Origin of the sequence: Bradyrhizobium sacchari, from assembly GCF_002068095.1 — a bacterium.
GTDB lineage: Bacteria > Pseudomonadota > Alphaproteobacteria > Rhizobiales > Xanthobacteraceae > Bradyrhizobium > Bradyrhizobium sacchari.
The window spans coordinates 72105-82997 of record NZ_LWIG01000004.1; the positions used below are offsets into that span (position 1 = coordinate 72105).

The following is a 10893-nucleotide window of genomic DNA, read 5'->3' on the forward strand; positions in this document are numbered from 1 at the left end:
CCTGTCGGAGCAGCATGCAAAAGTGCTCAAGCGCGGCCGCCGTTTCAAGTCGCTCACGGTCGACGAGGTGCACCGGGTTCGGCTCGCGGCCAAGCGCCTGCGCTATCTCGGCGAGTTCCTGCTGCCGCTGTTTGCCGATCGCAAGTCCACGCGAAAATTCGCCCGCAGGCTCGCAGGCCTGCAGGAGGAGCTCGGCGCCTTCAACGACATGGCGGTGACGGCCTCGTTGCTCGACGGGCTCGGTTCTGACGATCGCGACAGCGCGATTGCGGCGGCCGCAATCGCCGGCTGGCAGGCGCGCGCATCGATCGGCGTGCAGCAGTCCTTGCAGGATGGCTGGCGGGACTTCACCGCCGCGCGCGTGCCGTGGTCGTCACAGGGCTGATCGCATGCCCCAAAAAGTTGCGGCCAGCCATTGGGGGATGGCTGGCCGCGCGCGAACCGGTCTGGGACGGGGAGGGGTGGGGATGTGACCGGGCCGCGTAACCTGTTGTCTCGTTCCTACTGATCTCTCGCGCTGGCGGTGGAGACCGCCGGCTTGGTATCGCCGAGCGAGACCCAGACATTGGGATCGCTCTGCGACTGGCGCTTGACGAAGCGGTAGCCGGTCTCCGTCCAGGCCACGACGTTCTCGTTCTGATTGTCGAGAACGAACTCGCCCTTGTCGGTCTTCACGGTCAGAACCGCGTGCCCTTCGCCCTTCTTGTCGCGCACCACGGTGATGAGCAGGGCCTCGCGGGGCCAGCCGGCATCCATAAGCATCTTGCGCTTCAACAGCACATAGTCTTCACAGTCGCCGTAACCGTCCGACGGCAGCGACCACTTCTCGATTACGCCCCAGTGCTCCTGGTCGGTCAAAGGCTTGACGGTCTCGTTGACCCAGCGATTGACCTTGACGAGATCGCGCCACGCGGTCTGCGACATCACGATGTCGCGCGGCTGCGTCGGCCCGCCCTGGCACTGCGCGGCATTGTCCGCACAGAATTCGACCCAGCCGATCGGCGCACGCGTGGTGTCGCCGAGGCTCGCGTAGAGCAGACGGCCTTCGCCGGCCTGCGCTGCCGCGCTGATCCCGAAGAGCATGGCGGCGATCGCCAGACCCTTCCCCTGTCCCCTGAAATCAAACATTGCGGCCCCCGTTTCTTGTTGGGACCACATTTCGCACGGAGCTTTTGAGTTGCCGCTAAGTCAGCCAAGTCAAGTCGAGACGAATACAAGTAAAAGGCGCGGCGAATTCGATCTATACTTGAATAAAATTCGCATAAAATTTGAAATGACTGCAATTGATTCGAATTTTATGGATTAACGCGGAAACGCTGGCGGAACCGTCTTTTGCGCGCACGCGGACGGCCTGCGTTAACCCGCGCCGGGCCGTGGCCAGGCACGAAAAAGGCGGCGTCCGCATTGCGGAGGCCGCCTTCAGGGCTGGAAAAACAGTGGTTTTGGCGCGGTTTCGCTTTACCGTGCGGTAACGCTCTCTTCGAGTGTCTCGGCTGGCTGCTCGTGCATGAACTCCAGCGCGAAGCCATCCTCGAGGTTTCGGACCACGCGGCCCTGGACGCGGCCGAGCAGGACGATCGATTTCAGCGGCGGGCGGTTCTCGGCGGCAATGGCCGCGCCTGAGAGCGACAGGTCGATGATGCGGCAGGTCATCTTGGTGCCGTCCTCGAGCGTCAGCACCGCGATCGGGTTGCGCGGCACGATACGGTCGTGGCGGCGATCCTCCGGCAGGTTGAGGATGTCGCGGTTGGCGAGCCAGGTCAGCTGTGCCGCGAGCTTGTCGCGCTTTCTGGGCGTCGCGCCGATCGTCATGGCAAAGCCATTGTCGATGATGCGGGTGATCTTGCCCTCGACGCGGCCGATATGGTCGAGATAGGCAACCACGCGGTCGCCGACATTGCCGATGCCGGGGGCGAGCAAGGCGAGGCCGCCCGGCGACATGTTGATCACCTGGCAGGGGAATTCCCGGCGGTCCGGCAGCATGTAGCGGCCGAGCAGGTGCACCTTGACCCGCTGGAAACGCCGACGCTCCTCGGCGGCCGGAAGAAATTTTTTGTTCGCCAACGCCATTTTCAACACCCGACCCCCCGCCCGGGCGGAGTCCGGCACGACCCTAAGGTGCACAAGGTTAATGCCGCGTTAGGATCGGGCGCGTCGATCATGGACAGAGACAATGCGCTCGAAATGCCACATCCCGGGGCGGGCGTGACCGGTCAGGCCGTCCGTGCCCCCCGCCGATGCAGCAGGACCAGCAGGGCCAGCAGCACCGCGGCCGACAGCCCGAGCGACCAGTGGATGCCGATCGCCGCGCCGAACACGCCGACCGTGATGCCGCTGAAGGCCCGCATCCCGAGCCCGGCCATATTATAAAGGCCGACGACACGGCCGCGGATGTCGTGCGGCGCGTTGAGCTGAACCAGGGCCTGCGCCATGGTGTTGAACGACAGCTCGAAGAAGCCCGCGAAGAACAGCAGCACGATCGCGACGGGATAGATCCGCACCGCGGCGAAGCCGAGCAGCGCCACGCTCCAGAGCATCGCGAGCGTGATCGCGGTGCGCGGCGTGCCCTTGAGGCGTCCCCATGACTCCAGCGCAATGCCGGCGAGCAGCGCGCCGGCCGCATCCGCCGCGAGCAGCACGCTGTAGGAGACGCCGGGATCGCCATGGCCGAGATCGCCGGCGAAGCCCGGCATCTGGGCATGATAGGCGTTGCCGATCATGAAGGAGGTGAGGCCGGCGAGCCACGTCATCGCCGTCAGCACAGGCTGCTTGCCGATGGCGCGGATGGTGAGCACGATGTCGGCGAAGCCGCGCACGGCGAAACGTCGCGCTGCCAGGCTCTTGTCCCGCACCGGCGCCCAGAACAGCCACAGCAGCATCGGCAGATAGAACAGCGTGTTGAAGATGATGCCGTGCGAGGGGCCGAGCGTCAGCATGATGACGCCACCAACAGCCGGGCCGACCAGGATGCCGAGATAGCGCGCCATCGCGTTCAGCCGGACCGCGCTCGGCAAATCGGCCGGTCCGACGAGGTCGTAGAGCAAGAGCTGGTTCGGCGTCTGCCACAGCACGCCGGCGCAGCCATGGATCACCAGCAGCAGCATCGCGTGCCACATCTCAATCGTATCGGTGAGGAAGAAGAAGCCCCATCCGGCGGAAGCGACAATGAACAGCAGCATGCCGCACTGGATGATGCGGCGCGGATCGAACCGGTCGGCGAGCCCGCCGACCGCGACCGAGAACAGGAGGAACGGCAGCCAGTGCGACAGCACGGCAAAACCACCCAACGTCGGCGAGTGGAATTTCTGGAACACCACCCAATAGCTGATCACGTGCTCGATATTGTCGGCCATCATCGCCAGCACATAGGCCGTGAACTGGAGCCGATACGGCACGGACTTCATCGCCGCGAACGAGCCGGACGCGACCACGGGATTTTGGGGGAGGGGATTCAAGCGGGCACCTGGGGTGGGACTTCAACAGTCCGTACACGGTCGCAGGTGGATGCTCAAGACACTTGGGTGTGCTCGAACATCAGCCATACAGCGCCGCCACGACCACCACCGCGGCGGTGGTTGTCGTAAGCGGCGTAGCCCGAGCGCAGCGATATCCGGGACCACTGTCTCCCTCGCTTCGCTCATGTGGGCAACTGCATCTTGGCACGAGCGCGCATCTCACATACGCTTTCTCATCAGCCCGCACCATCAATCATAACAGACGGGCAGCGAGGACATACCCATGGAGCAAATCCGCGTCTGCACCCACGCAGGACCGGGCTCGGAGCCCGTCATCCGCACCGTGCCGTGGCCGAAGGTTGGCCGCAAGGCGGCGCTGATCAAGGTCGGCGCCTGCGGGGTCTGCGGCACCGATCTGCACATCCTCAAAGGACACTGGCCGAAGCCGCTGCCCTGGCCGTTCACGCTCGGCCATGAGCTCGGCGGCGTCATCGTCGAATGCGGCGAGGAATTTTCCGAGGACTTCTTGAGCAAGCCGCTTGGCGTTGGCTCGAAGGTGATGATTCCGCCGCTGATGCCGTGCGGGCGCTGCTACTACTGCATCCATTATCCGCAGACGGCGAACAAGTGCCTGACGCCGGTCTATTACGGCCGCTATCTCGGCTTCGACAAGGCGCCGCACATGTGGGGCGGCTGGGCCGAATATGTCTATGTCGATCTCGAGATGCTGCCGGGCACCAAGATCTACAAGCTGCCCGACGACATGTCGCTGCGCCTCGGCGCGCTGTCCGAGCCGTTGACGTCCTGCATCCGGGCCTTCAATCGCGCCACCCGCGCGGGCGGTTTCAGTTGGGGCGATACCGTGGTGATCCAGGGCTCGGGTCCGATCGGCATTCTCGCGGTCGCCGCCGCCAGGGAGATGGGGGCAGGGCGCGTGATCTGCGTCGGCGCGCCAGAGGAGCCGCGGCTCAAGCTGGCACGCGAGTTCGGTGCGGAGGCGACCGTCAACATCGAGGCGCTCAAGTCACCTCAGGAGCGCATCGCGCGCGTGCGCGATATTGTCGGCGGCTTCGGCGCCGACCTCGTGATGGATTGCTCGGGTCATCCGACCGCCGGCCCCGAAGGCATCGAGATGCTGCGCGATGGCGGCACCTATGTCGAGATGGGCCAGTTCACCGACGCCGGCTCGATCGACACGTCATGGCATCGCATCTGCACCAAGGATCTCAACGTGCTCGGATCCTGGGGCTTTACCGGCAACGATCTGCCGCTCGGCGTCGACATGCTCTACCGCACGCGTGACAAATATCCCTGGCTGAAGATGCAGACGATCTATCCGTTCACGGAAGCGGGCGTCGCGCAGGCGGTGAAGGATGCGATGGCGATGAAGACGGTGAAGTCGACCATCGTGCCGTGGCCGGAATTGGTGGAGTGAGGGCGTGTAGCTCGGATGGAGCGCAGCGTAATCCGGGATTCTCGCGCGTGATTTCCCGTATTCCGCTACGCTCCCTACGGGCTACGCGCCGCAGTTTGCGATGAAGGACGAGATGACAAGCGAGCAGACGACCGCCCCCAACCGCCGTTCCCCCTTCCGCGCCATCCGCGCGATCGACTACACCGTGATCTTCGTGCGCGACATGGCCGCGATGTGCCGCTTCTATGAGGACGTGCTCGCCTTATCCCGGTTGCGCGAGCTCTCGCCGAACTGGATCGAGTACGGCATCGGGCCCAACACGCTGGCCTTGGCGCGGCCAGGCCGAACCGCGAATGACGCGCCGACACCGGAGGGCAGCGCCTCGCTGCAACTGGCCTTCAAGGTCTCCGCGGACGAGGTTGATCAATGCGCCGGCGAGCTCGTGCGGCAGGGCGTGGCGCTGCTCTCGCCGCCGACCAACCAGTCGTTCGGACATCGCACACTCTTTTTCCGCGATCCTGACGGCAATCTTCTGGAGGTCTATGCTGAGATCTGACGTGCAGCGCCGCTGCCGCCCAAAAGGTTCCACGGTGAATCCACGAGTTATTCACACCCGGGTGAAACCTAGGCCCGGGTTTCGGCTTCAGTTCGCTGGAGAGGTATTTTGAAGCGAATCCTGAAACCCGTCACTTACGTCCTGGCTGCGATCTACTTCCTGGTGGATGCGGTATTCATGGCCGTGGCAAGACCCGTCGCACGTTGGATCGGGCGGCATTTCGAATTCAGGCGATTGCGCGGCTGGATCAGATCGCTGCCGCCATATCCCTCGCTCGCCCTGTTCTCCGTACCCGTCATCATTCTGGAGCCGATCAAGCCCTTGGCAGCCTACCTCGCTGCGACCGGCCAGTTCGTCAGCGGCGCGGCGACATTCATCGTCGGCGAATTGCTCAAGTTGGTGCTGGTCGAGCGCCTGTTTCATCTCACGCGCGACAAGTTGATGCGAATTCCTGCTTTTGCCTGGGCGTACGGAAAATACGTCGCGGCGAGGGCGTGGCTGCAGGCGACCGAAGCCTGGCGCGCCATCCGGGCCCTGGCTCGCGCCGCCAAGAACACTGTTGCGCGCGCAAAAGCCAAGCTGGTCGGTCGCTTCAGCAAGCTGGCCGCCTCCAGGATTAGGCCGCGCCAGACCCGTTGACCCCTATGCGAGCTTGCGCGCCGCCGCGGTCGCCTTGTCTCCCGTATTCGGCGTGCCGGTCGGCTCGATCAGCATGAGATGAACTTCCTCGCGTGCCACCGGGCGATGCTCGACGCCTTTGGGCACGACATAAAGTTCGCCCGGACCGAGGCTCACCGTGCGATCGCGCAGTTCGATGTCCAGATTGCCTTTCAGGACCAGAAAGAAATCATCGGTGTCGTCGTGCTTGTGCCAGGTGAACTCGCCCTTCACCTTCACCACCATCACATCGCATTCGTTGAAGGTCGTGATCGTGCGCGGCGACCAGTAATCCCCGAAGGTCGCGAGCTTGTCGGTAAGCGATATGCTGTCGGCCATGTTTCACCCATTGCTTTCGCGTGAGGCACGATTTGGGGGTGAATGGCCGGTGCGGCAAGCGTTCTATCCGCCCCGACGCGCCTGTGCGGCGCGGCGTGGCGCAATGTCCGCCGGGATTTCGCCGAGGGTGAGGACCGTCATCTCATTTTCACGCAGTCTGGTGACATAGACGGCGGGCAGCTCCGTTTCCGCATCGCCGACGTCACGCGGTCATTCCCGGCGGTGCCTCCACGTCGTCATTGCGAGCGCAGCGAAGCAATCCAGAGTCCCTCCGCGGAATGATTCTGGATTGCTTCGCTGCGCTCGCAATGACGGAGTGTATGGCAGCGGAATCCACCTCTCTGGTGTCCCGGGCGCGCTGCAAGGGGGACAGCGTCAGATCCGGTTGCACCCAAGGTTAATGGAGGTCGCCGCAAAAATCCCCTGCAACCTTCAGGCGCGGTTCTCTCTGGAAAGCCATGCATCACAGGCATGGTGATTTCCGCGCGCTTGGCGTAAAGAGCGCCCAGATCAAATCGCCAGCGTGCGGCCGGGCCGTTTGCCGCGCATGCCAGCTCAGGTCCGCCGGATCACCATTTGCGCGCCTGAATTAACCAAGGTTCCCCATCCCGTGTCTCTTCCGGCCCTGACCCCGCCGCTCGCCCGAGCTTTGGCCGAGCGGAACTATGATTCACTGACCCCCGTCCAGCTCGCGGTGCTCGCGCACGAAGCCGCAGGCCGCGACCTTTTGGTCTCGGCCCAGACCGGCTCCGGCAAGACTGTCGCCTATGGATTGGCGATCGCCAAAAATCTTCTCGATGATGCCGAGCAGTTCGAGCAGGCCGGTGCGCCGCTCGCCTTGATCGTCGCGCCGACCCGCGAGCTCGCGCTTCAGGTTCAGCGTGAGCTTGCGTGGCTCTACGGGCATGCAGGCGGGCGTGTCGTCTCCTGTGTCGGCGGGATGGATCCGCGGCGCGAGCAGCGCGAATTGGCCGCCGGCGCGCACATCGTGGTCGGAACGCCCGGTCGTCTCTGCGATCATTTGCGGCGCGGCCGCCTCGATATCTCCGAACTCGCCGCCGTCGTGCTCGACGAGGCCGACGAGATGCTCAATCTCGGCTTTCGCGAGGACATGGAATTCATCCTCGAGACCACGCCGGAGACGCGCCGCACCCTGCTGTTCTCGGCGACGTTCCCGCGCGGCATCGTTGCGCTCGCGCGGCAATATCAGCGCGACGCCTTCCGGATCGAGGTCGCCGGTGACGAGGGCGGTCACGCCGATATCGAGTATCGCGCGATCCGCATCGCGCCCGCCGACGTCGAGCACGCCGTCGTCAACGTGCTCCGCTTCTACGAGGCGCCGAGCGCACTGGTGTTCTGCAGCACGCGCGACGCCGTCCGGCATTTGCAGGCGGCGCTGCTGGAGCGCGGCTTTGCCGTCGTCGCGCTGTCGGGCGAATTGACGCAGAACGAGCGGACCCTCGCGCTGCAGTCACTGCGCGACGGACGCGCCCGCGTCTGTGTCGCGACCGACGTTGCCGCCCGCGGCATCGATCTGCCGAGCCTCGATCTCGTCATCCACGCCGACCTGCCCAACGACGCCGAGGTGATGCAGCACCGCTCGGGACGCACCGGGCGCGCGGGCCGAAAGGGGACCAGCGTCCTCTTGGTGCCGCCCGCGCGGCGGCGGCGCGCGGAACTGTTGCTGAACCTCTCGGGCATCGACGCGGACTGGGGCACGGCGCCGCAGGCGGATGAAATCCGCAAGCTCGATCACGAGCGCATGAAGGACGTGCTGTTCACCGAGGAGACGACGGCCGACGATCTGACGCTGGCGCAGGCCTTGCTCGCCGAGCGGTCGGCCGAGGACATCGCCGCGGCGCTGGCGCGGCTTTATCGTGCGCGGCTGCCATCGCCGGAAGACATCATCGATCCCGGCGAACGCAGCGGCCGGCCGCGCGATGATCGCGGCCGCGACAGGTTTGAAGGCGGTGATGATCGTCCCGCCAAGCCTCGGTCAAAATCCGGGAAGGCGTCGAAGCACACCATGGCGGAGGGCAGCGTCTGGTTCCGCGCCGCGATCGGCCGGCGCAAGAATGCAGAGGCGCGCTGGCTGCTGCCGATGATCTGCCGCCGCGGCGGCATCGACAAGCGCGACATCGGCGCCATCAAGATCATGGACACCACCACCGAGTTCGAGATCTCCGAGCGGGTCGCGGAGTCCTTTGCCGCGAAGATCAAGCGCCCCGACAAGGAGGACAGCATCCGCATCGAGCCGATGGTGGATGCGCCCCAGCTTCAGGCGCCTTCGGAAGAGCGTTCACGGCCGCCGCGGCGCGAGAGCAGTCACAGTGAACATCATGAACGGCGCGACGATCGCCCGCGCGATACGGAATTCAAGCCGCGCGGCAAGGTGTTCGGCGAGCGGGGGCCGAAATTCGGCGATGCTCCGTCGTTCGGGAAGAAAAAGAAGCACAAGAACAGGCCGGGCCATGCAGAGTCGCCCTCGGTCACGCCATGGCCGGTGAAGGGCCCGGCCGGAAAGAAGACGAAGAAGAAGCGCCGCGGCTGAGTGGAGGCGCTACGTCGCGGCGAGCTCGCGGAGCATGTAGGTGGCGCTTTCGCCGTAGGATGCGAGTTTTGCGCGCAATTCCGCATCCGCCGTGACGGGCCGAAAGCCGAGCCGTTGCCACAGCGGCTGCGTGGCGTAGACCGAGACCAGGGCGAGGGCGGCGATGCCCGATGCGCGCGCGAGTTCCTCCATCGCTGCGACATAGGCACGCGCTGCGCCACCGCGATGATCCGGCAGCACGGCGACGTCGTGCACGTAGAGGCAATCCGCATCGTCGGGCAATCGTTCCAGGAAGCCGTCGAGCGGCGGGATCTGGTGCTGCTTCCAGGGATGTGCGAGTCCGTAGCCGGCGATCACATCATCCGCGACGAGCGCACGGCAGCCGTCGGGGAAGATCCGCATCTTCTCCGCGAACACCTCCGGACGTTCCGGAAGGTCGGGATGGATGCGCGCCGCGATCGCGCTGATCGCGGCCAGGTCGGAGGCGCGCGCGTCACGCCAATGCGGCTCGCTCATATTGATCCTGTCTTTCCGTTTCTCTCATTCCAGTTTATTCCGCTGCTAGGGGGCGCGCAGCGAAAATATCTTTGCCGCTTCCGCAGGAATACGGCGTCTCGCGCGGCGTCCTACCCATGCAAGCCAATTGCATGACAGGAGACACCATGACGTCCTCGATCCGCCTCGCGCTCACGCTCGCCGTCTCGCTCGCGATCGCTCCCGTAGCGCTCGCCGCGCCGCCAACCAAGACCGGCAAGACCGACAAGGGCAACGTGCTCACCGACGCCAAGGGCATGACGCTCTACACCTTCGACAAGGATACGGACGGCAAATCGGCCTGCAACGGTCCTTGCGCGACGAACTGGCCGGTGCTGAAGGCCGAGGCCAACGACGCCCCTGGCGACGGCTACACCATCATCACGCGCGACGACGGCTCCAGGCAATGGGCCTACAAGGGCAAGCCGCTCTACACCTTCGCCAAGGACCAGAAGCCCGGCGACATCACGGGCGACGGCTTCTTGAACGGTGCCTGGCATCTGGCGATGCCCTAACGGGTCGCGCACGGTGCGCCGCCTTACGGAGACAGGCGCACCGGGCCGCAGGCCGCAGCGGCGCGGGAAAGGCGCAAATCCCGCAGGAAAAATCATGTCGCAAGCGCGATCATCCGCCTCGCAGCAGGGGCGCTCCCGCGCTCATCTCAAGTTGGCGCATGCGAACGCGACAACTTCAATGATGCAAAGCGCGGTCTGCGCCGCTTCGCCGCATCAACTGAACAAATTCCCGCTGAGAGTCTGAAAGCGAACCGAACCGGCCTCTGTCTTCGGTCATAGTCGGTTTTGCAAGGGGGCGGGGGCGGTTATCCGCAGCAACATTCCACCGCAGTGAAAGTAGCAGTATTGGTGTCCTGGTGTGGCACGCACCTCGGCGCCTCGGGGAGTCTTCAATCCGTTATCTAGTTTCGCTTGAAAGGATGAAAGCCCGTGAGTGATGCCAATGTGAAAGTCGAGACGAACGCTGCTCCGCAAGACGTGGGGGCCAATGGAAGTGCGAAGCTCCAGTTCGACGTACCGTTCTTCAACATGCAGACGATGTTCGGCAGTTTCGCCGAGCAGGGCGCCACGCGGGCCCAGGCAAATTTTGCGAAGGTGAGGGCGACTTCGGAGGAAGTCACCGCAGCTCTCTGCGATGCCTATTCGACCAATGCCAAGCGTGCCGCCGACTACGGCATCAAGCTCGCCGAAATATCCCACATCAATACCACCTCCACGCTGGACTTCATTTCCCAGCTTGCCGACGCGAGGTCGTTTGCCGATCTCGTCAATCTCTCCACCGCCCACAGCCGCAAGACCTTCGAAGTAACTTCGGCTCAGAACCGCGAGCTCTGGGACCTTGCCCAGAAGGTCGCGACCGAAACGGCCGAGCC

The 10893-nt window shown here is 64.5% G+C and carries 12 protein-coding genes; 7 read left to right on the top strand and 5 right to left on the bottom strand.

The window, feature by feature from the left end:
• Nucleotides 1–385: CHAD domain-containing protein (locus tag A5906_RS43915; protein WP_245326604.1), on the top strand; the 385-nt coding region annotated here is incomplete at its 5' end.
• A 116-nt stretch (nucleotides 386–501) separates the two neighbouring features.
• On the opposite strand, the gene A5906_RS05840 is transcribed toward A5906_RS43915, so the two are convergent.
• From A5906_RS05840 to A5906_RS05850, 3 genes are all read right to left on the bottom strand, one after another.
• Nucleotides 502–1128 carry a transglutaminase-like cysteine peptidase gene (locus tag A5906_RS05840; protein WP_080134315.1) on the bottom strand — a complete coding sequence of 209 codons (627 nt, stop codon included), beginning with the start codon at nucleotides 1126–1128 and terminating at the stop codon, nucleotides 502–504.
• Between the two features lie 330 nt (nucleotides 1129–1458).
• The gene (locus tag A5906_RS05845) at nucleotides 1459–2070 is read right to left on the bottom strand and encodes a PilZ domain-containing protein (RefSeq protein WP_080134316.1); all 612 of its coding nucleotides are present in this window, start codon (nucleotides 2068–2070) and stop codon (nucleotides 1459–1461) included.
• 143 nt (nucleotides 2071–2213) lie between these two features.
• Nucleotides 2214–3455, bottom strand: coding sequence for an MFS transporter (locus tag A5906_RS05850; RefSeq protein ID WP_283807667.1), 1242 nt, complete (start codon nucleotides 3453–3455; stop codon nucleotides 2214–2216).
• A 283-nt stretch (nucleotides 3456–3738) separates the two neighbouring features.
• Between A5906_RS05850 and A5906_RS05855 the strand changes: the two genes are divergently transcribed.
• The 3 genes from A5906_RS05855 to A5906_RS05865 all read left to right on the top strand — a co-directional run bounded on the left by A5906_RS05855 (nucleotide 3739) and on the right by A5906_RS05865 (nucleotide 6064).
• The gene (locus A5906_RS05855; protein ID WP_080134317.1) at nucleotides 3739–4890 is read left to right on the top strand and encodes a zinc-binding dehydrogenase; all 1152 of its coding nucleotides are present in this window, start codon (nucleotides 3739–3741) and stop codon (nucleotides 4888–4890) included.
• Nucleotides 4891–5002: 112 nt separating this feature from the next.
• On the top strand, nucleotides 5003–5425 hold the full coding sequence (locus A5906_RS05860; protein WP_080134392.1) for a VOC family protein: 423 nt from the start codon (nucleotides 5003–5005) through the stop codon (nucleotides 5423–5425).
• Nucleotides 5426–5533: 108 nt separating this feature from the next.
• Nucleotides 5534–6064: a hypothetical protein gene (locus A5906_RS05865; RefSeq protein ID WP_080134318.1), complete on the top strand. Its 531-nt coding sequence runs from the start codon at nucleotides 5534–5536 to the stop codon at nucleotides 6062–6064.
• Nucleotides 6065–6067: 3 nt separating this feature from the next.
• On the opposite strand, the gene A5906_RS05870 is transcribed toward A5906_RS05865, so the two are convergent.
• Nucleotides 6068–6421 (bottom strand): cupin domain-containing protein, encoded by a 354-nt coding sequence (locus A5906_RS05870; RefSeq protein WP_080134319.1) that lies wholly within the window; start codon nucleotides 6419–6421, stop codon nucleotides 6068–6070.
• Between the two features lie 610 nt (nucleotides 6422–7031).
• Here A5906_RS05870 and A5906_RS05875 point away from each other — a divergent pair.
• Entirely contained in the window at nucleotides 7032–8972 is a 1941-nt protein-coding gene (locus A5906_RS05875; RefSeq protein WP_080134320.1) for a DEAD/DEAH box helicase, read from the top strand.
• 9 nt (nucleotides 8973–8981) lie between these two features.
• Here the strand turns inward: A5906_RS05875 and A5906_RS05880 are convergent, their stop codons facing one another.
• Entirely contained in the window at nucleotides 8982–9488 is a 507-nt protein-coding gene (locus A5906_RS05880) for a GNAT family N-acetyltransferase (protein WP_080134321.1), read from the bottom strand.
• A 146-nt stretch (nucleotides 9489–9634) separates the two neighbouring features.
• On the opposite strand from A5906_RS05880, the gene A5906_RS05885 reads away from it, so the two are divergent.
• Both A5906_RS05885 and A5906_RS05890 read left to right on the top strand, forming a co-directional pair.
• The gene (locus A5906_RS05885) at nucleotides 9635–10021 is read left to right on the top strand and encodes a COG4315 family predicted lipoprotein (protein WP_080134322.1); all 387 of its coding nucleotides are present in this window, start codon (nucleotides 9635–9637) and stop codon (nucleotides 10019–10021) included.
• Nucleotides 10022–10450: 429 nt separating this feature from the next.
• A partial coding sequence (locus tag A5906_RS05890; RefSeq protein ID WP_080134393.1) for a phasin occupies nucleotides 10451–10893 on the top strand: 443 nt, incomplete at its 3' end.

Bases quoted from the DNA above. Each gene is read 5' to 3' on its own strand.
- A5906_RS05870 (WP_080134319.1), bottom strand. From the start codon at position 6,421: ATGGCCGACAGCATATCGCTTACCGACAAGCTCGCGACCTTCGGGGAT.
- A5906_RS05845 (WP_080134316.1), bottom strand. From the start codon at position 2,070: ATGGCGTTGGCGAACAAAAAATTTCTTCCGGCCGCCGAGGAGCGTCGG.
- A5906_RS05840 (WP_080134315.1), bottom strand. From the start codon at position 1,128: ATGTTTGATTTCAGGGGACAGGGGAAGGGTCTGGCGATCGCCGCCATG.
- A5906_RS05880 (WP_080134321.1), bottom strand. From the start codon at position 9,488: ATGAGCGAGCCGCATTGGCGTGACGCGCGCGCCTCCGACCTGGCCGCG.
- A5906_RS05855 (WP_080134317.1), top strand. From the start codon at position 3,739: ATGGAGCAAATCCGCGTCTGCACCCACGCAGGACCGGGCTCGGAGCCC.
- A5906_RS05885 (WP_080134322.1), top strand. From the start codon at position 9,635: ATGACGTCCTCGATCCGCCTCGCGCTCACGCTCGCCGTCTCGCTCGCG.
- A5906_RS05860 (WP_080134392.1), top strand. From the start codon at position 5,003: ATGACAAGCGAGCAGACGACCGCCCCCAACCGCCGTTCCCCCTTCCGC.